Origin of the sequence: Hallella sp. (genome assembly GCF_037460745.1) — a bacterium.
GTDB lineage: Bacteria > Bacteroidota > Bacteroidia > Bacteroidales > Bacteroidaceae > Prevotella > Prevotella faecis.
Genome location: NZ_JAXVAE010000073.1, coordinates 19,130 through 44,018 on the forward strand (window position 1 = coordinate 19,130; position 24,889 = coordinate 44,018).

Below are 24,889 nucleotides of genomic sequence, written 5' to 3' on the forward strand. Positions count from 1 at the left end.
TTTTGGGTAAAAGGCAATTGGTTGTATTGTTTTTGGATTAGTAAGCTTGCTCGTGCACGCCCTTCACGGCGCGACCGCTGGGGTCGTTCAGGTTTTTGAACGAGGCGTCCCAAGCCAAGGCTTCGGCTGTGGAGCACGCCACGCTTGGCACGCTTGGCACTGAACGGGCGGCTGAGTCGCTCGGGAAATGCTCAGCGAAGATGGAACGATAGCAGTATTCCTCCTTGTTGCGGGGTGGGTTGATGGGGAACCGTTCGGCGGCGTGCGCCATCTGCTCGTCGCTCACACTGCTCGCGGCGATCTGCTTCAGCGTGTCGATCCACGAGTAGCCCACTCCGTCGGAGAATTGTTCTTTTTGTCGCCATGCCACCTCTTCGGGCAATAGGTCGGCAAACGCGTCGCGCACTATCTTCTTCTCAATGGTGTGGCCGGGGCACAACTTGTACTCGGGGTTGAGGCTCATCGCCACGTCGAGAAACTCGCGGTCGAGGAACGGAACGCGCCCTTCCATGCCCCATGCCGACAAGCTCTTGTTGGCGCGAAGACAGTCGTAGAGGTGGAGCTTGGAGAGCTTGCGCAACGTCTCCTTGTGAAACTCGGTGGCGTTGGGTGCGCGGTGGAAGTAAAGGTATCCGCCGAAGATCTCGTCGGCGCCCTCTCCCGAGAGCACCATCTTGATGCCCATCGACTTGATGACGCGCGCCAGCAGGTACATGGGGGTAGAGGCGCGCACTGTGGTGACGTCGTAGGTCTCGATGAAATAGATGACATCGCGGATGGCGTCGAGACCTTCCTGGATGGTATAGTTGATCTCGTGGTGCACGGTTCCAATGTGATCGGCTACCAAACGGGCCTTGGCCAAGTCGGGAGCGCCTTTCAGGCCCACGGCAAACGAATGGAGGCGTGGCCAGTAAGCGGCCGTCTCTCCATCGTTCTCAATGCGTTTGGCCGAGTATTTCTCGGCGATGGCTGAGATGACGCTCGAGTCGAGACCGCCCGAAAGCAGCACGCCGTAGGGCACATCGCTCATCAACTGGCGCTTCACGGCGTCCATGAGGCCCTTGCGCACGGCTCGCACGCTATCGTTGTAGCTCAGTTCCGACACGGGCTTTCCTTCAAATTCCACATCCTTGAAACCTTGTGCGCCGCCCTCGCCAGTGAAGCTGTAGTAGGGCTTCATGCCAGGGTCCTTGCTCCAATAGTAATGCCCAGGCAGGAAAGGCTCGTAGCGATCGCACTGTCCTTCGAGGGCTTTCAACTCAGAAGCCACATAGACCGTGCCGTCGTTGTCGTAGCCTATATAAAGTGGTATGACGCCTATCGGGTCGCGGGCGATGAGGAACGAGTCGTCGTTGCGGTCGTAAAACGCGAAGGCAAAGATGCCCGAGAGGCGGTTTAGGCCATCCACGATGTCGCCCTTATGCATCAAGGGCAGGATCACCTCGCAGTCGGAACCGGTCTGAAACTGGTAATCGGCAAACTCAGCGCGCAGCGCTTGGTGGTTGTAAATCTCGCCATTGACGGCCAACACCTGCTTTTTGTCGGGCGAGAACAACGGTTGACGTCCCGACTCGGGGTCCACAATGCTCAGGCGTTCGTGGCAAAGGATGGCCGATCCGCCCGTGTAGATGCCGCTCCAGTCAGGTCCGCGGTGCCTGATTTTCTGGCTCATTCGCAATGCTTTCTGTCTCAAACCAGGGGTCTGCTCCTGGATATTGAATATTCCTACTATTCCGCACATGGTTGTTAAAGTTGTGAGTTAATAAGCAATATTGCTTTCTTTTTGTTATGTTGTAGGCGCAAAAGTACGACGTTTTGCTAATATTATGTTAATAATAGCTACTATTTGAAAGTTTGGTTTTGTGTTTTTCGCCAAAGTGTAAGCATTTGTAGATTGTAGCCTTACAGATTGCTTGCAAAGCAATGGCTGATGCTTTCAAATTCGTATTTTAACTAAAATAAAAGGTAGAAAACTGTGTTTGCGTAACGAATATCCTAACTTTTTGTTTTACCTTTGCAACGTATTTCAGACAAAAGGTTGATTGAAACGTTATAATTTGACGCAAAATGACACAGTTAGTTCACTTCACAAAGATGCATGGCGCGGGTAACGACTATATTTACGTTGACACCTCTTTATATGATGTGCCCAATCCCGCAGCCCAATCCATAGCTTGGAGCCGTCCCCATACGGGCATCGGAAGTGACGGATTGGTATTGATCGGCCGACCTCACGACAACACACAAGCAGATTTTTCGATGCGCATCTTCAACGCCGACGGTTCGGAGGCGATGATGTGCGGCAACGCCAGTCGCTGCATAGGCAAGTACTTATACGAGAAGGGCGTGTTTCATAAGCCTGTCATCAGGCTGCAAACACTCTCGGGAGTTAAGGTCTTGCAACTGCACATCACGGCTGACGACAAGGTGGAGAGTGTTACAGTCGACATGCTGGAGCCGCGGTTCGAGCAGCTCGAGCAGTACACCGGAGCTGAAATCAAACTGCCGGCCGACTTCGACGGACATGTTGTCGCGGCCAAGTTTGTGTCGATGGGCAATCCCCACTACGTGATATTTGTGGACAGAATGGAAGGACTCGATATTGCCCGAGCCGGCAAATTGTTAGAGAGAGACGAGGCGTTCCCCGAGCGTTGCAACATTGAGTTTGCGCAGCTTGTGGGCAACGACCAGATCCGCACGAGGGTTTGGGAGCGTGGCAGCGGCATCACCCAGGCTTGTGGCACGGGCGCTTGCGCCACGGCAGCCGCCGCGGCAAGCCTCGGTTTGGCTTCGCGCCATCCCGCCGTCCTCATGGATGGTGGTACGCTTGACATCCGATGGTCGGCCAACGACGACCATATCTATATGACAGGCCCGGCCGCATTTGTCTTCGAAGGCGACATCCCAATGGGCTGATTGGCCAGAAGGCGCGGTCGGTAGAACGCTTGCTTCGCAGGAATAGCTTGCTCGCCACAATGGCGGAAGTAGCAGGTTGCAATGGCGGAAGTCGCAAGAAGTAATGGCGGAAGTCGCAGGTTGCAATGGCGGAAGTTGCACGCCGTCGTGGCAAACCATCAGGACAACGACAACACGGACTTACAACAACATAAAAGGAATAGGTAATATGGCATTAATCAACGAGCATTTCTTAAAGCTACAGAAGAACTATCTCTTTGCCGACATAGCCAAGAAGGTGAATGCTTTCAAGGCTACCCACCCGAAGGCCGATGTTATCAGCCTGGGCATTGGTGATGTTACGCAGCCGCTTTGCCCCGCTGTCATTGAGGCGATGCATAAGGCTGTCGACGACATGGCGCACAAGGATACATTTCATGGCTATGGTCCCGAGCAGGGTTACCTCTGGCTTCGTGAGGCCATTGTGAAGAACGACTTCTTGCCGCGAGGCGTGCACCTCGACCCCGACGAGATCTTTGTGAACGACGGAGCTAAGAGCGACACGGGAAATATCGGCGAGTTGGTGCGGTGGGACAACTCCATGGCCGTAACCGATCCTATCTATCCAGTTTACGTCGACTCAAATGTGATGAACGGAAGGTCGGGCTATTTTGAGAACGGACATTGGAGCAACGTCACGTATATGCCCTGCACCGAGGACAACAACTTCATTCCGGTCATTCCCGACCATCGTGTCGACATGATCTACCTGTGCTATCCCAACAATCCCACAGGCATGGTCATCACTCGCGAGGAGTTGCGCAAGTGGGTCAATTATGCCATCCACAACGATTCCATCATCTTTTACGATGCAGCCTACGAGGCTTTCATCCGCGATGAGAACATACCCCATTCGATCTATGAGATCCGTGGCGCCCGCAAGGTGGCCATCGAATTCCATAGCTATTCGAAAACAGCCGGTTTCACCGGAGTGCGTTGCGGTTACACCGTTGTGCCCAAGGAGCTCACCGCAGCCACCATGGACGGCAACCGCCTGCCGCTCAATCCCTTCTGGTTGCGCCGCCAATCCACCAAGTTCAACGGCACCAGCTACATATCGCAGCGCGCCGCAGAGGCCATCTACACACCCGAGGGTAAGCGACAAACGCAAGCAACCATCAACTATTACATGGAGAACGCCCGCATCATGCATGAGGCGTTGAGCCAGTTGGGCTTCAAGGTCTATGGTGGAACCGACGCTCCTTACCTCTGGGTGAAGACCCCTGGCAACACCCCCTCCTGGCAGTTCTTCGAGGAATTGCTCTACGGAGCACAGATCGTTTGCACGCCGGGCGTGGGCTTCGGTCCATCGGGCGAGGGCTTTGTGCGACTCACCAGCTTCGGCGATCGCGCCAACTGCATTGAGGCCATGGAGCGAATCCGTAAGTGGATGAACAAGTAACAGAGAATAACGAACAAGCAAAAGAAATATCAAGTAAGTATGGAAAATCAAAGATTTCAGGCAGTAGCCGACGCTTCCAAGAAGAAGCCTGTGTCCGTGATGACTCCAGTAGAGAGACCATCGGAGTATTTCGCTAAGAAAGTGTTTAACCGCCAGAAGATGTATAAGTATCTTCCCGCCGATGTTTACAGCAAGCTCATCGACGTGATCGACAATGGCGCACAGCTCGATCGCAGCATCGCCGACGAGGTGGCGAAGGGCATGAAGCAGTGGGCCGACGAGAATGGCGTGACCCATTACACCCACTGGTTCCAGCCGCTGACTGAGGGAACGGCCGAGAAACACGACTCCTTTGTGGAGCACGACGGCAAGGGCGGCATGATCGAGGAATTCTCTGGCAAGTTGCTGGTGCAGCAGGAGCCCGACGCTTCGAGCTTCCCCTCAGGTGGTATCCGCTCCACTTTTGAGGCTCGCGGCTACTCGGCTTGGGACCCTACGTCGCCTGTGTTTATCATCGACGACACGCTTTGTATCCCCACCATCTTCATTTCCTACACGGGTGAGGCCCTCGACTACAAGGCTCCGTTGCTCCGTGCCCTCCACGCTGTGAACGTGGCCGCTACGGATGTGTGCCATTACTTCTATCCTGATGTGAAGAAGGTTACCTGCAACCTGGGTTGGGAGCAGGAGTATTTCCTCGTCGACGAGGATCTGTATGCCGCCCGTCCTGACCTCATCCTTACCGGTCGCACGCTGATGGGCCACGAGAGCGCCAAGAACCAGCAGATGGACGACCACTATTTCGGTACCATCCCTGAGCGTGTGGTGGCTTTCATGAAAGACCTGGAGATACAGGCCCTGGAGTTGGGCATCCCCGTTAAGACCCGCCACAACGAGGTGGCCCCCAACCAGTTTGAGTGTGCCCCGATCTTCGAGGAGACCAATCTGGCTGTCGACCATAACATGTTGCTCATGAGCCTCATGAAGCGCGTGGCCCACAAGCACGGCTTTGAGGTGCTGCTCCACGAGAAACCGTTTGATGGCATCAATGGTTCGGGAAAGCACAACAACTGGTCGCTCTCTACCGATACAGGCATCTTGCTCCATGGAACAGGCAAGACCCCCGAGGACAACCTGCGCTTTGTGGTGTTCACCGTGGAGACCCTGATGGGCGTATATCGTCATAACGGCCTGCTGAAGGCCTCTATCATGGATGCCGGCAACGCCCATCGTCTGGGCGCCAACGAGGCTCCTCCCGCCATTATCTCCTCATTCCTGGGTCGCACGGTGAGCGATGTGCTGAAGCATATCATGCAGGCCGACAAGGATGCGCTTGTCATCACGGGCAAGGAAGGTGTGCAGATCGACATCCCCGAGATTCCCGACATCATGCGCGACAACACCGACCGCAACCGCACCAGTCCGTTCGCCTTCACCGGCAACCGCTTTGAGTTCCGTGCTGTGGGTTCAAGCGCCAACTGCGCCAGCGCCCAGATCGTGCTCAATACCGCTGTGGCCGAGGCACTCAACGACTTCAAGGCCCGTGTGGACAAGCTCATTGCCGAGGGCGAGGATAAGTTTGCCGCCATCCTCAGCGTGGTTCGCGACGACATCAAGACCTGTGCGCCCATCCACTTCGATGGCAACGGATATTCCGACGAGTGGGTTGAGGAGGCTGCCAAGCGCGGTCTCGACACCGAGAAGTCGGCCCCCGTCATCTTCGATCGTTATCTCGACCCCGAGACCATCAAGATGTTTGAGTCGACCGGTGTGATGAAGAAGAACGAGCTGGAGGCCCGCAACGAGGTGAAATGGGAGACCTACACCAAGAAGATCCAGATTGAGGCACGTGTGCTGGGCGACCTCTCGCTCAACCACATCATCCCTGTGGCCACCCACTACCAGTCGATGATTGCCAAGGATGTGCAGAACCTTATGGTCATCTACGGAGCCGAGAAGGGTAAGAAACTGTCGGAGCGCATCATGAACATCATCGAGCAGATTTCCGAGCGCACAGCCGTCATTGAGGAGAATGTGGAGGCAATGGTTGAGGCCCGCAAGGTAGCCAACAAGATTCAGAATGAGCGCGAGAAGGCTATTGCCTACCACGACACCGTGGAGACGTTCTTCCAGCCCATCCGTTACCAGATCGATAAGCTCGAGTTGGTAGTGGCCGATGAGCTTTGGAGCTTGCCTAAGTATCGCGAACTGTTGTTCGTGAGATAAGCCAAAAGGCAATAATTAAATATAAGACTAAAAGAAACAGACAATCTATTTCTTTTATTGGTTGTTTAAGTGATGCGGAGCGTGGTTGTGAAATCACGCTCCGCTTTTGGTTGTTGTGGTTGTTTGGGCTTAGTAGATGGCGTCGATGGCCACGGGGAAGATGCGGCAGGGATCGAAGTATTCGGCGCAACTGTTGACCATTGCCTGCAGGTTGGGCTTGGCCATGCCCTGAAACACCTGCTTGCCGTTGATGGTAAGGGTGATGGGCTCATTGAGGTTCACCAGCTCATGGTTGAGATAAACCCTCAGTTTGCCGCCTGTGGCGGGTGTGTAGTTGCGGTTAAACTTCATCTCGATGCCCCACTGCTTGTCCTTCTGCGTGGTGATGTATTCCACGTTGCTCACGTTGATGTCGACGCGGTTGTTGTCGATGTTCATCTCGTAAAAGGTTCTTGCCTCCGACGGGCGCTCCAAAACCTGCAAGTTGTAGAAGCCTGAGCGGTGGCGTCCGTCCATCTCATAGTCCTCCCACAGCACCGTCTTGGGGTAGGGATTGCGCACAAATTGTTTGAGCCACGGAGTGGTGAGACCGTAGGGAACGTAATGTTGCATTTCAGGAAGGAGCTGTATGCGATGCCGGAAGAGCGGCTGCTTGTCTGTCGACAGCGGCCGAGCCAACTGCAAGGAATCGAACGCCACTTGCGTGTACCAGGTGAGTTGGTTGCGGTAGAACCCCCTGTCGTCGGCGCCCGTGAGGAACGAGAAACCTATGTTGGCGCAGTTTTCCACAGGCGCGTTCTTCAGTGGCTCACCGCCCGCCATGGGACCCGCTGCCGCCCAATAGTCGGCGTAGAACGACGCCAGGCGCTGACTGCCATATCCTCCCTCACTGATACCGAACACGTAGAGCCGGTTGGCGTCGACCTCACCGCTTGCCAAGGCCTGCCGAATCAGTTTTTCCCACGCATACTGCTTGGCCAGTTGCCACCAGCGATAATACTCGCCCTCGTTGGGAATCTGTGGGATGAAATAGATGGATGGTGCGTCTTGGAACCGTTGGCCCAGTTTGATGCCATTGGCCCATTCCGTTTGCTTGGGTCCCGACCCATGCAGATATAGGAAGAGCGGCGCCTTTGTGGTTGTCCCGTTCTCTGCCGAAGCACCCTTGCGGCCGTAGTAATAAGGCATCGTGGCGTTGGGTTCCAGGCAGGTGGGCAGGTTCCATGCGCTGTGCTTCTCCTGTTGGAGGTCGTCGGGCGCTATGAGTTTCTCTTCCTGTAGCCCCTTGTTTGCCTCACACCACGCCGTCCAAACCATCGCTTGGTAGTTGGCCACATTGTTGCCCTCTATCGGCGTTTGCAGTTGGGTGTCGGTCGGATGGTTTCTCACGAAAGCCTCTCGGCCGTCGTTCTCGAGCGTTTTCTGTTGTGTGGTCAACGACTGTAGGAAGAAGCCTTTCACCTTTTCCTGCAATCTCTTCGATTGCGCCGTGGCGTTGGTGGCGCAGGTAAGCGACACGAGGGTCGCCACCATGCAAATCATCTTGTTCATGATCTATTTAGGTTGTTAGTGTGTTTATTCTTTGATGAAGGGCTCGGCGCCGGCAGCACCTGTTGCAAATAGTGCTTCGGCGTGGTGCCACAGTGCTGCTTGAAGTAGCGTGTGAGCGCCGACTGATCGGGGAAATGAAACTCCGCTGCCACCTCTTTCAGGCTCATTGTGGTGTTGTAGAGCGTGAGTTTCAGTTGCTCCACGATGTAGTTGTCGATAATGCGCTTGGGTGGCAACCCCGTGTGTTCGCGCGACATCCGGCTCAGGTATTTCCGGCTGATGTTCATCATTTGCGCGTAAGCCGACACCTCGTGGCAATCCTTATGGTGCTCCTCGATGAGTTTCATAAACTGAGCGAAGAGTTGTTGGTTGCGTTGCGAGTCGCTGTTCTTTGCGCTGTGGCTCTTGGGGTTGAGGCGTATGTAATCGGCAAACCCGATGAAGAACGATTGCAGTTGCAGGCTCACGATGCGGCTTATCGACGGTGTGTACGGATCGTTGAAGTAGAAGTGGAGTATGTGAAAGATGCTTTTCATCACGCCTATCACCAGTGGCTCGTCGTGGCACAGTCTGTCTTCGCGAAGCTCCTGGTACACCTCGTGCTCAATGTTATGGCTTGCGCTACGCAGTATGTCTTGCGAATAGCGCAGTATGTCGGCCTCGAAGTCGTCGCTCACATCGCTCCACCGTATGACGTCGCCCGGGAAGAAGATGATGACACAGTCGGCATGCAACAGCCACGAGTCGAAATTGATGGTTACCGTGGCCGTTCCCTGTCGGCAGATAAGCAGCGAACCGTGCCCCACCGCATGCTGGCAGACGTGTATGTTGTTAGGTAGAAGGTGTGCGAGTTCTGTTTCCATTTCGTCTGCAAAGATAGCGATTTTTTCTTTATGTTGTTCCCAAATTGTCAAAAGCATGCGTTTTTTAATGATGCGCCGCCTGCCGAAATGACCGTACCTTTGCATCCGAAAAAAGAGAAAACATCATTTTATTATGCTTAAACGACAATTGTTGGCCACGGTGTTTGCCGTTGCCTTGTCGGTTGCTGGCACCGCCCAAACCACCCGCCAGCTCACCATCAGCGAGATGTTTGGCCTTTTGGAGCATGCCAATCGCAGCATACGCGCGAGCCAAACGAGTGTTGAGGTAGCCCGCGAGGGGGTGAAATCGGCGCGCAGCCAGCGCCTTCCCGACATCAACGCTCGCCTTTCCGCCAGTTTTATTGGCAACGCCCTGCTCATGGATCGCGACTTCAGCGAAGTGCATGGGCTCCACTCTCCCCACCTTGGCAACCAGTTTGTGGTCGACGCCCAGCAAACCATTTACGCCGGCGGAGCCATCGACGCCGGTGTGCGCCTCTCCGAACTGGGGCTGGAGAAGGCAGAGCTCGCCACCGACCTCACGCGCCAGCAACAACGCCTGTTGGTCTTGGGGCAATACCTCGACTTGGAGAAGTTGGCCCACCGCGAACGTGTTTTGCAGAGCAATATCGAGCTGACGGAGCGCCTCATAGCCCATATCGAGGAGCGCCACCAGCAAGGAGTGGCCCTGAAGAACGACATCACACGTTATGAGTTGCAGATGGAGACGTTGCGCCTGAACCTCACCAAACTGCGCAACCAGCGCGCGGTGATCAGCCATCAGCTATGCAACGCCCTCGGCATTGAGGGCGATGTGGCCCTGGAACCAGCCGATGATGTGTCGGCCATGACCTTCAGCCAGGATGGCGAGGCCCATTGGCAGCAGTCGGCGGCGGTGAACAGTCTGCAGTTGCGCCTGGCGACGGTCGACGAGCGCCTTTCGGGCCAACAGGAGCGTCTGGCCCGCAGCGCCATGCTGCCCAAGGTGGCCCTGGTGGCCTCCAACGATTTCAACGGCCCCATCACCTTCGAGTTGCCTCCCATCAACAAGAACCTGAACGTGTGGTACGTGGGCGTAGGTGTCAGCTACCCTCTCTCATCGCTTTTCAAGAGCAACAAGCGCGTGCGCCAGGCCCAACTGGAGACACGCCAAGCCACCGAGCGCAAGGCCGTGGCCCAGGAGCTACTGAACAACCAGATGCAGGCGGCCTGGGTGGCCTACCAGCAGAGCTATGTGGAGCTCGAGACCCAACAGAAGAGCGTGGAGCTGGCCCGCGAGAACTATGAGGTGGTGAACAATCGCTACCTGAACCAACTGGCGCTCATCACCGACATGCTCGACGCCAGTTCGATGCGCCTCGACGCCGAGCTGGCCGAGGCCGACGCGCGCATCAATATCGCTTACGCTTATTATAAAATGAAATTTATCGCAGGAGAATTATGAACAAGAAGAAACAAATATTGAGAGCCTACAACATCGTAGTCGTCGCCCTTCTGGTGCTTGGCGCCATCTATGTGTGCAGCCGTTTCGTGCATTTCGGCCACGTGGAGTTTACCGACAACGCCATGGTTCACCGCAACCAGACGCCGGTCAACACCCGTGTGCAGGGGTTCATCAAGGAGATCCGTTTCACCGAGTTTCAGCATGTGAAGAAGGGCGACACGCTGGTCATCATCGAGGATGCCGAGTATCGCTTGGCCTTGGCTCAGGCTGAGGCAGGCCTGAAAGGTCAGAAGAGCGGCAGCGGAGCCGTTACGGCCAGCATGGGCACCACGCAGCGCAACGTCAGCGTGGCCAGTGCGGGTGTGCAGGTGGCCCACGCCGGCATTGCCGAGGCGCAGGAAGGCATGGACAATGCGCGCCGCGACTATGAGCGTTTCAACGCCTTGCTCGCCAAGGGCGCCGTCACCCAGCAACAGTTCGACAACGCCAAGACACGCTATGAGCAGGCCCGCTCGCGTTGGCAGGCCGCCCGTGCCCGCATGGCGCAAGCCTCGGCCAGTAGAACCGCCACACAGAGCCTGACAGGCGAACAGAACCATCGGCTCGGTCAGAGTCGCGCAGGCGAGAGCGTGGCCGAAGCGCAGCTTCGTTTGGCGCAGCTCAACCTGGGCTACACAATCATCACGGCGCCTTGCGATGGCTATGTGGGCCGTAAGACGATCTATACCGGACAACTCGTGCAGCCGGGCCAACTGATGGTCGACATCGTTGATGACGGCAGCGTGTGGGTGGTGGCCAACTACCGCGAGTCGCAGTTGCGCCATATCCAACCGGGCGCCGCGGTGACGTTCGAGTGCGACGCCGTGCCTGGCGTGACCTACAAGGCGCGTGTGAAGGCCCTCTCGGCCGCATCGGGAGCCGCCATGGACCATATACCCGTAGACAACGCTACCGGCAACTTTGTGAAGGTGGAGCAGCGTGTGCCTGTGCGCATCGAACTGACGACCGACAATGAGGCCGCCGATGTGCGCCGTTTGCTCAGTGGCCTGAATGTGGAAACTCGGGTGGCCTATTAAGTCCGGGCGTAATCATTGTCAACCATCATAAACCCTGTTGCCCTATGCCCGGACCCATGATCGGACAGCCGTTTGCCATGCCCATGGTGAAGCCCTTCCTACCGAAGGCCCTTCAGCCTTGGCTCTATTTGGCGTGCGCTGTTGTCTTCCAACTTGTCAACACCATCTTCCTGGGTTCCATACAGCAAATGGTGGGCTCCACCCAGCTCATGCAGGAAGACATCATGTTTGTCTTTATTTGTGGCGAGGTGGGCGTTGCCATGCCCTTCCCCTTGCTGTTCCGCCTGAAGTTTCGGTTCACCAACCGCCAGTTGGAGCTCTTCGCCGTTGGCGGCATGACGGCTTGCCTGTTGCTCACCTTGGCCCTGTTCAACCTCACCGACGTGCACCAAACCATGCCGCTGCTCTGCCTGTTGTCGTACGCCTGTGGCTACTTCAAGCTCATGGCCACCTTCGAGATATTCAGTAACATACAGTTGTGGATGACGCCCAAGCGCGACTTCCGCATCTTCTTCCCCTTGCTCTACATGGTGGTGCTGGGCGACATCAGCGCCAGCTCGTGGATCAGTCAGCAGCTTACCTACTACACGGGCTCGTGGCAGAGCATGCAGTGGCTCCTTGTGGCACTGCTGCTGGTGGTGCTGTTGTTCATGTACGTGGCCACGCGTCCCTTCCGATTCATGAAACCCCTGCCGTTCATCTCCATCGATTGGCTGGGCTTGGTGCTGTGGTCGTTGTCGCTCCTCATGGCCATTTGGATCTTCCTCTATGGCGAACATTACAACTGGGCCGACAGTGGGGTGTGGCGAAGCGTGCTGCTTGTCGAGGTGGCTGTGGTGGTGCTCACCCTTTGGCGCATGTTCCACATACGCCATCCGTACATCTCGCCGCGCGCCTTTGGCTATAAGACATTGGTGCCTATCCTGCTGATGTTTGCCGCAGCCGAGGTGATGAACTCCACGCCCCAGGTGTTGCAAAACGCCTATACCGGTGCCGTTATGCACTGGGGTATGCTGTCGCTGTCGGGGCTCAACCTCGTTTCGTTGGCGGGATGCGTCACAGGCTGTCTCTTCTGCCTGTGGTGGATGAAGATGACCCGCCAACCCTACACGCGCCTGCTTACCGTAGGCTTTGGCCTGTTGCTCTGCTATCAGGTGGCCATGTACTTCCTGGTGTTCCCTGGTTTGCCCTTGGAGGCGCTGGTGGTGCCCACGTTCCTGCGTTCGTTTGGCTACTCCATCTTCTTCACCACGCTCACCGTTTACCTGGAGGAGCTCATGCCGTTCCACCATTTCTTCATGGGACTGACCATCTGTGGCTTCATTCGCAACGGCTTGGTGGCCAACATCACCGAGGGCGTGTACGGCTATCTGTTGCGCCTGCATGTCATGGACAATTTGGTGAGCGCTCATCCTTATACGCCCGAGATGAGCCTGCTCGCCGCCATCAAACTGCTGTTTGGCGTTACGTGCCTGGGAGGATGCGCTTTCATGCTCCTGTTGATGCTGTGGCATGTGGGGCCTGTGCGCTCCACCCTGAAGCGCCTGCCCTATTGGGGCAAGGTGGGGCAGGCCATGCGAAAGGAGTTGGGCCGATAGCCTTCGGTAATTAGGGGGGAATAACGGTTGTTGGGTATTTTGGTAAAAAAGTTGGTTCGGGATTTTTGATGAACCAGCGTATGAAACCGCCGTTTTTTCCCCATTTCATCGTCGAAACAGCCCGCTGGTTTTGCCATCGGGCATGTTTCGAGTTGCGGAAGATGCCTAACCTTGGCTCGATCGGGCATGTTTGGCGGTGCGATCGGGCATGTTTCGCAGTGCGAAAGGCCATCTTTCGCAAGGCGTCATGTGGAATGAGGGGTGTGGAATGTTTGCTTTTGAATGTAAGGCGCTGAATGTAAGGCAATTGCGTAAATGCGCTGAGAATGGCGTATTTCGGCCAAATATTTTCGTCGTGGAAAAGAAGTGTGTAGATTGATATGTAGATTGTTGCGAATTTACACAGGGTTTTTCATTCCCGTTCTGCCACACGTGGCGTGTGTCCCAAGGCGGAACGTTACTTTTTGAGTTCTATGCGGAATGTGGTGCCGTGGCCCACCTCGGAGCTCTTCACCCAGATGCGCCCCTTGTGGTACTCCTCCACGATGCGCTTGGCGAGGCTCAGGCCGAGTCCCCATCCACGCTTCTTGGTGGTAAATCCGGGCTTGAACACGTTGCTCAAGTCTTTCTTTCGTATGCCCTTGCCGGTGTCGCTCACCTCGATGATGGCTTTGGTGGGCGTTTCCTCTACGTGGAGCGTAATGGTGCCCGCCTCGCCTCCCATGGCGTCGACGGCGTTTTTCGAGAGGTTCTCAATGACCCACTCGAAGAGCGAGGCGTTGAGGTTCACCGTGATGTCGTGGTCGGGAAACTGCTTCACCATCTTCACCCGCTTGCTCGTGCGGCGGTCCATGTAGTCGATAACATGATCCATCACCTCGTTGAGGCTCGTGGGTACGGGCTCGGGCAGCGATCCTATCTTCGAGAAGCGGTCGGCTATGAGTTGCAGGCGCTTCACGTCCTTGTCGAGCTCGGGTATGAGGTCGTCGGCGGGATATTGCTCCTTCAGAATCTCCACCCAAGCCATAAGACTGCTGATGGGTGTGCCCAGTTGGTGTGCCGTTTCCTTGGATAGGCCCACCCACACCTTGTTTTGCTCGGCGCGCTTGGAGGTGAGCAGGGCGAAGATGGCCACCACCACGAAGAGCAGCACCACACCCAGTTGGGCGTAGGGGTAGAGGGCCAGTCGTTTCAGCACCAGCGAGTCGTCGTAGCAAACGTCGATATAGTCGTGCGTGTGCTCGTCGAGCGTGATGCGTATGTTGCGGTGTGCGGCCAGTAGGCGGTGGCCCTCCTGGGTGGCGCGTGCGAGACTGTCGGCGTAGTTGTCGGCCTGTATGTCCACGTTGCGGAAGACGGTTACCTTGCCATGCGAGTCGATGACAATAACGGGAATGGTGTTGTTCTCGTTGAGCACGGTGAGCACCAGTCCGAGGTCGGTGTTCTCATCGGCGTTGTTGAGCGAGCGCATGGCCTCGGCCCACACCTCCATGCGCGAGCGTTCTTGTTGTTCGAGGTCGTGTGTCAGAAAATTCGACACGACGAGTGAGCCTACGGCAATCAAGATGGCCGCGACAACAAGGATGATTTTCACCTGTCGTATTCTGTCAGTCCACTGCATGTTATCTAAACGTCGGTGTGGTGCCAATTATTGTTTTGTGGCCATTGATTTCTTCCTGCCGTGGTTTGACGACAAAAAATGGGCATTCCCCTGTGTCACAACTGACCTTGGAGGAATGCCCCGAACAAGTAATGATAGGAAAATCGTTACCGTCTATTGTTATGGCCTGAATACTATTCTTTTGGGCTTAGGAAAACATCGACCTTCTTGGCTGCGTCGCGACCGCTGGCCATGGCGCGCACCACGAGGCTTGCGCCACTGGCCGCGTCGCCGGCGACAAAAACGTTGCTTGCTAATTGTGGTTGCTCAGGCCGCAGGAAGCCCATGGCCAGTAGCACGACCTGTGCCTTGATGACCTCGGGCTTGCCAGCCTCCACCATGATGGGACGGCCCCCCTCAGGGTTGGGCTTCCAGTCGATGGGCTGCACGCGCACCCCCGTAAGCTTGCCATCCTTGCCCAGGAACTCCAGCGAATTGATGTTCCAACGCCTCACGCAGCCCTCCTCGTGCGACGAGGTGGTCTTCAGCGTGCGTGGCCAGTTGGGCCAGGGGTTCTTCGGGTCGTCGGGACCCACGGGCGGCTTGGGCATGATCTCGATCTGCGTAACGCTGCGGGCGCCCTGTCGGTGGGCCGTGCCGATGCAGTCGGAACCGGTGTCGCCACCGCCGATGACCAGCACATCCTTGTCCTTGGCGTTGACAAGCTGGTCTTTCTTGATCTCCTCGCCGGCCAGCACACGGTTTTGCTGGGCCAGCATCTCGAGGGCGAAATACACACCCTTGAGGTCGCGTCCTGGGATCTTGAGGTCGCGTGCCTGCGGTGTTCCGGTGCTCACCACAACGGCGTCGAACGCAGTGGAGAGCTCGTCGAATGTCATCACTTTGTCGGCGCTCAGCGTGGGGTCGTTCTGAATGTCGCCCACAGCCTTCTTGTCGCTCACCACATGCACGCCAAACACAAACTCGATGCCCTCCTCGCGCAGCATGCGCAGGCGGCGGTCGATGACCTCCTTGTTGAGCTTGAAGTTGGGGATGCCGTAGCGCAGCAGGCCGCCGGCGTTCTCGCGAGCTTCGTAAACGGTTACCTTGTAGCCCATGCGGTTGAGGCGGTTGGCGGCCACCAGACCAGCGGGACCAGCGCCTACGACCGCCACTTTCTTGCCGTTGCGCTCGGGAACGACGGGGCGTATGTAGTCTTCCTCCCAGGCATGCTCGGTGATGGCGGCCTTGTCCTCGCGGTTGGTGGTGGGCTGGTGCTCGATGAGGTTGAGCACACACGCCTTCTCGCAGAGGGCCGGGCAGATGCGGCCCGTAAACTCGGGGAAGTCGTTGGTGGCGTTGAGCAACTCGTAAGCCAGTCGCCAGTCGCCTTTGTAGAGGGCGTCGTTCCACTCGGGTGGCTTGTTGCCCAACGGGCAGGCGCTGTGGCAGAAGGGCACGCCGCAGTCCATGCAGCGGCTCGCCTGCAACTGGCGGTCGTGCGAGTTGAGGGTTTGCTCCACCTCGCCATAGTCGTGTATTCTATCGTGTATGGGCCGGTAGCCGGCCTCTTTGCGGTCTATTGTAAGAAATGCTTTTGGATTTCCCATGATTCCAAATGTTGATGATTGATGGTTGAATGTTGGGTTGTCGCCTTCGGCAATGTGGCGTGAAGCTTTGTCGCCTTCGGCTGCGTTGAATGAGGTGTGCCGCATGTGGCGTTATAGCCTTCGGTCATGTGGCCTCAATAGTCTCTCTGCATGTCGGCGATCTTCTGCTGCAGTTTGCGCACCTGCTCCTCTTGCAGCACACGCTTGTACTCGATAGGCACCACCTGGATGAAGTCCTCGATGTAGCGGTTCCAGTCGTCGAGCATGGTACGGGCCAATTTCGATCCGGTGTAGAGGTAGTGTTGGCGGATGAGTTCGTGCAGTTCCTTGCGGTAGCTGCTCTCCTCCACGAGGTTGATCTCCACCATGTCCATGTTGCAGAAGTAGTCGAAGTTGTGGTTCTTGTCCCACACGTAGGCCACGCCACCGCTCATGCCGGCTGCGAAGTTGCGGCCCGTCTCGCCGAGCACCACCACGCGTCCGCCGGTCATATACTCACAGCAGTGGTCGCCTGCGCCTTCCACGACGGCAATGGCGCCCGAGTTGCGCACACCGAACCGCTCACCCACCTTGCCGTTAACATAGAGCTCTCCGCTGGTGGCTCCGTAGAGGCCGGTGTTTCCGGCGATGATGTTGTCCTCGGCGGCGAAGTTGGAACGGATGGGCGGCAGTATCGATACGCGACCGCCTGAGAGGCCCTTGGCGAAGTAGTCGTTGGTGTCGCCCTCGAGCTTGAAGTCGACGCCGTTCACGAGGAATGCGCCGAAGCTCTGTCCGGCCGAACCCTTGAACTTCACGTTGATTTGCGCCCTGCGGGCCTTTGCCATCCGTTCGACCACGGCGCTCACGCTCTCGCCCGTGGCGTGCATCTCACGCTCGATCTTCTCGGTGCGCTGATGCTCCATGTAGCCCGAGAGCATGGCACCCACGGCGCGGTTGGTGTTGCGTATGCTATAGTCGAGGTCGATCTCGCCACCCGTCTCAATGGTGTTGGCGGCGGCCTTGATCATCTGCTCGTCGAGCACCCCTTCGAGGTCGTGCTCCTGCGCCTTGGTGCAGTAGAACGAGGTGTCGCCATGCTCCTGGTGCAGCAGGCGGGTAAAGTCGAGAGCGTTCCACTTGCGTGTGACGGCAGCCGCCTTGGCCTTGTCGGCGGCAAGCGGTGTGGCGGCCTTGGCCTCCAACGGCTTGCGCACGATGAGCTCCGTGTGGCCGATGATGTCGTCGAGGCGACGGTAGCCCATCTGTGCCAGATACTCGCGCACCTCCTCGGCGAGGAAGGTGAAGAAGTTGACCACGTGCTGGTAAGTGCCCATGAAATGGGCGCGCAACCTCGGGTCTTGGGTGGCAACACCCATGGGACAGGTGTTTTGCGAGCACTTGCGCATCATGACACATCCCAAGGTGATGAGCGCTGCTGTGCCAAAGGCATACTCCTCGGCGCCGAGCAGGGCCGTCATGATGACGTCGCGACCGGTCTTGAGTTGGCCATCCACCTGCAGGCGAACGAGCGAGCGGAGACCATTCTTGACCAATGTTTGTTGCGTCTCGGCCAGTCCGATCTCGGGAGAGATACCGGCAAAACGCATGCTGGAGGCAGGGCTGGCGCCCGTTCCGCCCTCAGCGCCCGATATGACGATGAGGTCGGCCTTGGCCTTCACCACACCGGCGGCGATGGTTCCCACACCGCTCTCGGCCACCAACTTCACGGATATGGCTGCGCGGGGATTGACGTTCTTCAAGTCGAAGATCAGTTGCTTCAGGTCTTCGATGGAGTAGATGTCGTGGTGAGGTGGGGGCGAGATGAGCGAAATGCCTGGAATGGAGTGGCGGGTCTTGGCGATGATCTCGTTGACCTTGAAGCCTGGGAGCTGGCCGCCCTCGCCCGGCTTGGCACCTTGGGCCACCTTGATCTGTATCTCCTCGGCGTTGACGAGATACTCGGTGGTGACACCGAAGCGGCCGGAGGCCACCTGCTTGGTCTTGCTCGACAGCGAGATGCCATCGACCGAGGTATGGAAGCGCTCCTCATCCTCGCCGCCCTCGCCCGTGTTGGAGCGTGCGCCGAGCTTGTTCATGGCCAGGGCCAAGGCTTCGTGGGCCTCCTTGCTCAGGGCGCCGAACGACATGGCGCCGGTGACGAAATGCTTGACGATAGACTCTACCGGCTCCACCTCGGCCACGTCGATGGGCGTGGCGGCGCGCTTGAAGTCGAAGAAGTCGCGAATGAAGATGGGCTCTTCCTTGTCGTCGGCCATCTGGGTGTACTTCTTAAACAGAGGATAGTCGCCGCGGCGGGTGGCCAGTTGCAACGTGGCGATGGTGTCGGGGTTCCAGGCGTGGCGAATGCCGTCGCGGCGCCAATGGAACTGTCCGAGCGTGGGAAGGGGCTTCTCTATGTAGGAAGGCTTCTTGCTCGCCTCCTCTTCGCGGAACGCTTCGTCGTGAAGGGCTATGGCGTCGTGGGCGATGGTCTTCAGGCCCACGCCACCGATGGAACTGTGGTCGGTGCCGAAATAGGTCTTCAGCAGCGACTCGGACAAGCCGATGGCCTCGAATATCTTAGCTCCCCGATAGCTGCGGATGGTGGATATGCCCATCTTGGCCATGATTTTGAACAGGCCCTTCTTTACGGCCTTGATGTAGTTGGCCTCGGCCGTGGGATAGTCTTCTTGTATCTTGCGCTGCTTCACGAGGTCGTCGAGGATGGCGTAGGTCATGTAGGGGCAGAGAGCCGACGCGCCATAGCCCAGGAGAAGGGCGGCGTGCATCACCTCGCGTATCTCGCCCGACTCGACGATAAGGGCCGTCTGTACGCGCTTCCCCACGGAGATGAGGTAATGGTGGACGGCGCTCACCGCCAGCAACGATGGGATGGCGACATGCGTGGTGTCGACGTCGCGGTCGGTGAGGATGATGTAGTTGTAGCCTTCGTCGACACTCTTCTCGGCGTCGTGGCAAAGGCGGTCGAGCGCGTCGCGCAAACCACTCTCACCTTGTTTGGCCTCAAAGACCATGGGCAACTTGATGGTGTTGAAGCCCTTGTAGCGTATGTTGCACAGAATGTCGAGCTGGGTGTTGGTGAGGATGGGGTGGGGAAGGCGCACCATCTTGCAGTTCGACTCGTTGGGATTGAGGATTCCTGTTCCCACGCGACCGATGTACTCGGTGAGGCTCATGACGAGATTCTCGCGGATGGAGTCGATGGCGGGGTTGGTAACCTGCGCGAACTGCTGGCGGAAATAGTTGAAGAAGATCTGCGGGCGGTCGCTGAGCACGGCAAGCGGCGTGTCGTTGCCCATCGAGGCCGTGGGCTCCTGGCCCTTCACGGCCATGGGAACGATGGTGTCTTCGATGTCTTCACGACCGAAGCCAAACTCCACACATTTGCTCTGGAGGTTGTCGACGGCGTTGCTCACCTTGCGTCCGCTGCGTATCTTCTCGAGCTGGATGCGGTTGGTGTTGAGCCATTGGCGGTAAGGATGCTCGTTGGCCAATTGCTCGCGAATCTCGCCATCGTAGTAGATCTTGCCCTCCTGGGTGTCGATGAGCAGAATCTTTCCGGGTTGCAAACGACCCTTCTCGGCAATCTCCGTGGGGTCGAAGTCCATGACGCCGACCTCCGACGCCACCACCATCGTGTCGTTCTTGGTGATGGTGTAACGCGCTGGGCGCAGACCGTTGCGGTCGAGCATGCCGCCGGCGAAGCGTCCGTCGGAGAAGAGCAGGGCGGCGGGGCCATCCCAAGGCTCCATGAGGATGGAATGGTACTCATAGAAGGCCTTCAGGTCTTCGGATATGGGGTTCTTGTCGTTGAAGCTCTCGGGAATCATGATCGACATGGCATGGGGAAGCGACAAACCGCTCATGACGAAGAACTCGAACACGTTGTCGAGGCTCGCCGAGTCGCTCATGCCCGGCTGTACGATGGGTGAGATGTTGCGGATGTCGCCCAGCGTTTCGCTCGACAGCACCGACTCGCGCGCCTTCATCCATCCACGGTTGCCTCGGATGGTGTTGATCTCACCGTTGTGGGCCACCATGCGGAAGGGTTGCGCCAGGCTCCACGTGGGGAATGTGTTGGTGGAGAAGCGACTGTGGACAATGGCCAGGCCACTGGTGAAGTAGTTGTTGGTGAGGTCGGGATAGTACTGCCGCAGTTGCAAGCTGGAGAGCATACCCTTGTAGATGATGCTCTTGCTCGACAGGGAGCATACGTAGAAGTCGTTGATGGGCATCTCGGGATGCTGGGCGCCCAACTGGGCCACGCGGTTCTCGATCTTCTTGCGGATGATGTATAATGTGCGCTCGAACGTCGTCACCTTGTCGTCGGTGACGCCGGTGATGAACACCTGTTTGATGTCGGGCTCGGTAGCCAGGGCAGCCTCGCCCAGACAGCCCGGGTTGGTGGGCACCGTGCGCAGGTGGGTGAGCGACAGGCCCTCGCGCTCGATCTCCTCGATCATGATTGAGAGAATGAGCTGTTGGCAGTTGGCTTCCTTCGGAAGGAACACTAAGCCGGTGCCATACTTTCCCTTCTCGGGCACCGGAATGCCTTGAAGCAAGATGAACTCGTGTGGTATTTGCAGCAAGATGCCAGCACCATCGCCCGTCTTGCCGTCGGCGCCTTCGGCACCACGGTGGCGTAGGTTCTCGAGAACCTTCAACGCGTTGTCGACGAGATCATGGCTCTTGTTTCCGTGGATGTTCACGACCATGCCCACACCACAAGCGTCGTGCTCGTAGGCTGCATTATACAATCCTTTCCCCCATAGAAATTACAATTAATCAGTAAAACAATAACTTTTCCTATCAAAGTGGTTGCAAAAATAACATTTTACTTTCGTTTTGAACACTTACAGATGTTGCAATCTATCTAAAAAATACAACAAAGTTAGAATTTAACATTTCTTTATTGCTTTCAAATCGTAAGATTATGCCCCATATTTTACGCCAATACTTTTAAGTTGACGTTTTGTAAAGGATTATCCCAAATCGGTCATTAGATTTCAATTCTTGTTAGTGTTTGTTTCGAGCAGGTTGCGACATTCTCGTTGAAGCCATAGCGGGCTATGGCGAAACGAGAATGGAAGCAAGATGCCGAAAGAAACGCAGGCAAGAGTTGGAAAGAAACCATAACATCCTACTATTTTCCTTATTTCGCTCTAATGACCGATTGGGGATTATTAGTTGTGATGGGACGAAAACGAAAAGGCGCAAGCCCTTGGGAGAAGTTGCTCCCGGGTTTGCGCCTCATTATGATTAAGAGAAAATGTATGGATTGCTGATGGCTTCCTACTGATTGAACAGTTCCTTGATGCCGCCCAGGCTTCCCATGAGGTTAGATGCCTCGTAAGGCAGGAAGACGGTCTTCGCCTTGTCGCCTGAGGCCACCTCCTTCATCATGGCGATATAGTTCTTGGCCAACAGATAGTTGGCGGGGTTGGTGGTCTTTCCTACGGCCTCGGTGATGCGGTCGATGGCTTGCGCCTCGGCCTCGGCCTTGCGGATGCGGGCCTGCGCCTCACCCTCGGCCAAGAGAATGGCCTGTTGTTTCTCGGCCTCGGCACGGTTGATCTTGGCTTGCTTCTCACCCTCCGACTGAAGGATTTGGGCCTGCTTCGTGCCCTCCGAGTTGAGGATGGTGGCGCGCTTGTCGCGCTCGGCCTGCATCTGCTTCTCCATGGCCTGCAGCACGCTTGCGGGTGGGATGATGTCTTGCAGCTCCACACGGTTTACCTTGATGCCCCATTTGTTGGTGGCGTCGTCGAGGACGGCGCGAAGCTTCGTGTTGATGATGTCGCGCGAGGTGAGTGTCTGGTCGAGCTCCATGTCGCCGATGATGTTACGCAGGGTGGTTTGCGTCAGCTTCTCGATGGCGTTGGGCAGGTTGTTGATTTCGTAGACGGCCTTGAAGGGGTCGACAATCTGGAAATAGAGCAGGGCGTTGATTTCCATCTGGATGTTATCCTTGGTGATAACGTTCTGGCGGGCGAAGTCGAACACCTGCTCGCGGAGGTCGATGCGACTGGTGTAGAGGTAGCGGCCATTTGCCATGGTGACGATCTCCTTGGCGCGGTCGATGAAGGGAATGATGACATTGATGCCGGGGTTGAGCGTGGCGTAGTAACGGCCGAGACGCTCAACGATCTTGGTTTCCGATTGTGGTATGATGACCAACGCCATCTTGGCGAAGATCAACACGCACACCACGAGTGCAATAAGTACGTAAGACATGGTAGTTATGTGTTAGAGGTTTGTAAATAAGCTGATTGTTACGCGGGTTTGTTGGTGGGGTTGGGGGTGGTTGCGGGCACCACGTCGATGATGATGCTCTCGCGTCCTACCACCTTGACCAGTTGCCCGACGCTGATGTCGTGCTTGGTGGTTGAGGCTTGCGCCTTCCAGTCGTCGCCATCGATGGCCACACGCCCGAAATGTCCGGCGGTGATGGTCTCGCTGACGCGGCCTATGCGCCCGATGATGGCGTCGGCGTTGCTCACGGGCGCAGGCTTGTCGTCGTGCAAGTATTTGAGCGCGAAGGGGCGCACCAAGAAGATGCTGAGAGCCGAGAACACAACGAAGGCAAACACTTGCAGGCCCAGTCCGCCGATGAGGGTGGTGAGGGCGGCGGCCACTGCTCCTACCGAGAAGCAGATGATGAAGAAACCGCCAGAGACAAGTTCCATGATGAGACAACCGACGGCGAGGACCGTCCAGAGCTGCCAAAGGTTGGATGTGATGTAGTCTAACATAGTGGTATGGGTTATGATGTTCTGTTTGGTATGATCGGTGTGGAATGGTGAGGTGTGTGTGAGGGTCAGAGGGAGAGCACGAAGTCGTCCCACTCCTTGGTGGTTCCTTTGCGCTGAAACACCTTGTGGAATAGGCGGCTGCGCGTGCTGGCCACGCTCTCCTTGCTATGGGCCGTGAGGGTGGCTATGTCCTTTGGGGCGAAGCGAGCCTTGATGAGCAAGCACACGGCATACTCTTGTGAGGTCATGCGGTAGAGGCCATAGAGTTGCGAGGTGAAGCCCGTATAGACCGAGTTGATCACTTTGTCGAGCTGCGACTGTTCCTCGTTGCTCATGCTCTCGCCCCGGTCGAGCAGGTCTTGCAGGCGGATGTAGACTGGTGATGAGAAGATGATGTGGTCGGCTTTGCTGCGTTTCTCGTTCTCGATGACCGCAACCTTGTTGTTGTAGTCGAGTCGCGCTTTCTTCTCCTCCAGCTCCAGGCGCAGTACGTCGTTCTCATCGTCGAGCTTTTGGATGAGCTCTTCCAGTTCGGCCACTCGCTTGTGGTTGGCCTCAAGGCTCTGTTGGCTCATGGCCTGCTGGTCGGCTTGTATCTGTCGGGCCTTGTCGAGGCGGTCTCTGAGTATCTGCATCTTGCGCCGGCTGTTTTGTATGGTTACCACCAACAGGGCGGCGTAGGTAACCAGGAAGATGCCCACCAGAAACCACTCGCGGGTGGTGAAGGGTGCGAAGGGAAGTAGGTCGTAACTCGTCATGCGGCGTTTGGTTTTTGATTTTTACGCTGGCAAAGATAGTTGAATTATGCAAAGAAAGCAAGAAATGGGGTTTGCAATTGTGCGCAATATGGGGGTTGGGTTCGCAGGTGTTCGCAAATGAGTGGAAAATGCGGTCCTTGGAACGCTTAGGGCGACAAAATGTCGATAAACTTGGCAGAAGGGAATCTTATTGTCGGTGGGGTGTTTCTGTTTCTGACGAAAGCGTTAACTTTGCACGCATGATGGACAAACATAAGATAGAAGGCCACTCTGCCGTGTTGTTGGCCAATGTGATTTTCGGTCTCGGAGTGCCCGTGACCAAGTTGCTTCTCGACGAATGGGTGTCGCCCATGGCTTATATGGCCACGCGCTGCATGGGCGCCGCCGCCATATTTTGGCTCATCTCGCTCTTCATGCCACGCGAGCGTGTGGAGCGTCGCGACCTCCTGGTCATCATGGGTGGGGGCTTGTTGGGCTTCGTGGTCTCGCAAACGCTCACCGCATGGGCCTTGCATTTCACCACCCCTGTATATTTTAGCATCATCGCCACACTCACGCCTGTGGCCACCATGGTATGCGCAGCCTTGCTCATTGGCGAGCGCCTTAGCCTGCGTGGTGCCTTGGGAGTGGCGATCGGTGTGGTGGGCGCGCTGCTCATGGTGATGGTGGGCTGGCAGGGTGGCTCGGGAATGAACGACCTGTTGGGCATAGGGCTGGCGGTGCTCTCGCTGTTGACGTGGGCTGTGTACCTCATCATTACGCGAAAGGTGTCGGTGAAATACACGGCCGTGACGCAGATGAAATGGGTGTTTTTGGTGTCGACCCTCGCCGTGTTGCCCTTCTCATGGACCGACTTGCAAGCCTCGCGGCTCTATTCAAGCCAATGGGCGTGGAGCGGTGTGGCCGAGATGGCCTTTATTGTGGTGTTTGCCACGGTGGCCGGTTTCTTCGCCATCCCGTTCGCCTTGCGCTATCTGAAGACCACCACTGTGTCGGTTTATCCCAAATCGGTCATTAGGATTTCTCTGTGTCGTACGGCAAAGAGAAATCC

At 56.7% G+C, this 24,889-nt stretch carries 16 protein-coding genes; 7 read left to right on the forward strand and 9 right to left on the reverse strand.

What is annotated here, in order from left to right:
* Positions 1 to 37: 37 nt before the first annotated feature.
* Positions 38 to 1,741 (reverse strand): asparagine synthase B, encoded by a 1,704-nt coding sequence (gene asnB / locus WKK33_RS03625; RefSeq protein ID WP_337932527.1) that lies wholly within the window; start codon positions 1,739 to 1,741, stop codon positions 38 to 40.
* A gap of 326 nt (positions 1,742 to 2,067) precedes the next feature.
* Here asnB and dapF point away from each other — a divergent pair, with 326 nt between their 5' ends.
* From dapF to WKK33_RS03640, 3 genes are all read left to right on the forward strand, one after another.
* Positions 2,068 to 2,916 carry a diaminopimelate epimerase gene (gene dapF / locus WKK33_RS03630; RefSeq protein WP_337932528.1) on the forward strand — a complete coding sequence of 283 codons (849 nt, stop codon included), beginning with the start codon at positions 2,068 to 2,070 and terminating at the stop codon, positions 2,914 to 2,916.
* 208 nt (positions 2,917 to 3,124) lie between these two features.
* Positions 3,125 to 4,357, forward strand: coding sequence for an LL-diaminopimelate aminotransferase (locus tag WKK33_RS03635; RefSeq protein ID WP_337932529.1), 1,233 nt, complete (start codon positions 3,125 to 3,127; stop codon positions 4,355 to 4,357).
* A 39-nt stretch (positions 4,358 to 4,396) separates the two neighbouring features.
* On the forward strand, positions 4,397 to 6,583 hold the full coding sequence (locus WKK33_RS03640) for a glutamine synthetase III (RefSeq protein ID WP_215759460.1): 2,187 nt from the start codon (positions 4,397 to 4,399) through the stop codon (positions 6,581 to 6,583).
* A gap of 129 nt (positions 6,584 to 6,712) precedes the next feature.
* Here WKK33_RS03640 and WKK33_RS03645 read toward each other — a convergent pair whose 3' ends face one another.
* The gene (locus WKK33_RS03645) at positions 6,713 to 8,125 is read right to left on the reverse strand and encodes a hypothetical protein (protein ID WP_337932541.1); all 1,413 of its coding nucleotides are present in this window, start codon (positions 8,123 to 8,125) and stop codon (positions 6,713 to 6,715) included.
* Between the two features lie 5 nt (positions 8,126 to 8,130).
* On the reverse strand, positions 8,131 to 8,997 hold the full coding sequence (locus tag WKK33_RS03650) for a helix-turn-helix domain-containing protein (protein WP_337932530.1): 867 nt from the start codon (positions 8,995 to 8,997) through the stop codon (positions 8,131 to 8,133).
* Between the two features lie 133 nt (positions 8,998 to 9,130).
* On the opposite strand from WKK33_RS03650, the gene WKK33_RS03655 reads away from it, so the two are divergent.
* The 3 genes from WKK33_RS03655 to WKK33_RS03665 are packed head-to-tail and all read left to right on the forward strand — an operon-like array spanning position 9,131 to position 13,115.
* The gene (locus tag WKK33_RS03655; RefSeq protein WP_337932532.1) at positions 9,131 to 10,441 is read left to right on the forward strand and encodes a TolC family protein; all 1,311 of its coding nucleotides are present in this window, start codon (positions 9,131 to 9,133) and stop codon (positions 10,439 to 10,441) included.
* A complete protein-coding gene (locus WKK33_RS03660) occupies positions 10,438 to 11,517 on the forward strand; it encodes an HlyD family secretion protein (protein WP_337932534.1) in 1,080 nt (359 codons plus the stop codon). Before WKK33_RS03655 ends, WKK33_RS03660 begins: the two co-directional genes overlap by 4 nt.
* A gap of 44 nt (positions 11,518 to 11,561) precedes the next feature.
* Complete coding sequence (locus tag WKK33_RS03665) at positions 11,562 to 13,115, forward strand: hypothetical protein (RefSeq protein ID WP_337932535.1); 1,554 nt, start codon at positions 11,562 to 11,564, stop codon at positions 13,113 to 13,115.
* Between the two features lie 457 nt (positions 13,116 to 13,572).
* Here WKK33_RS03665 and WKK33_RS03670 read toward each other — a convergent pair whose 3' ends face one another.
* The 6 genes from WKK33_RS03670 to WKK33_RS03695 form a co-directional block, all read right to left on the reverse strand.
* On the reverse strand, positions 13,573 to 14,736 hold the full coding sequence (locus WKK33_RS03670; RefSeq protein WP_337468922.1) for a HAMP domain-containing sensor histidine kinase: 1,164 nt from the start codon (positions 14,734 to 14,736) through the stop codon (positions 13,573 to 13,575).
* Positions 14,737 to 14,909: 173 nt separating this feature from the next.
* Positions 14,910 to 16,325 carry a glutamate synthase subunit beta gene (locus WKK33_RS03675; protein WP_337932537.1) on the reverse strand — a complete coding sequence of 472 codons (1,416 nt, stop codon included), beginning with the start codon at positions 16,323 to 16,325 and terminating at the stop codon, positions 14,910 to 14,912.
* A gap of 134 nt (positions 16,326 to 16,459) precedes the next feature.
* Positions 16,460 to 21,085, reverse strand: coding sequence for a glutamate synthase large subunit (gene gltB, locus WKK33_RS03680; protein WP_337932538.1), 4,626 nt, complete (start codon positions 21,083 to 21,085; stop codon positions 16,460 to 16,462).
* Positions 21,086 to 21,620: 535 nt separating this feature from the next.
* Positions 21,621 to 22,562, reverse strand: a complete 942-nt coding sequence (locus tag WKK33_RS03685) for an SPFH domain-containing protein (RefSeq protein ID WP_215759465.1) — start codon at positions 22,560 to 22,562, stop codon at positions 21,621 to 21,623.
* Positions 22,563 to 22,600: 38 nt separating this feature from the next.
* Positions 22,601 to 23,080 (reverse strand): NfeD family protein, encoded by a 480-nt coding sequence (locus tag WKK33_RS03690; RefSeq protein ID WP_215759466.1) that lies wholly within the window; start codon positions 23,078 to 23,080, stop codon positions 22,601 to 22,603.
* Between the two features lie 65 nt (positions 23,081 to 23,145).
* Complete coding sequence (locus tag WKK33_RS03695) at positions 23,146 to 23,838, reverse strand: hypothetical protein (RefSeq protein WP_215759467.1); 693 nt, start codon at positions 23,836 to 23,838, stop codon at positions 23,146 to 23,148.
* A gap of 239 nt (positions 23,839 to 24,077) precedes the next feature.
* Between WKK33_RS03695 and WKK33_RS03700 the strand changes: the two genes are divergently transcribed.
* Positions 24,078 to 24,889: DMT family transporter (locus WKK33_RS03700; protein WP_337932539.1), on the forward strand; the 812-nt coding region annotated here is incomplete at its 3' end.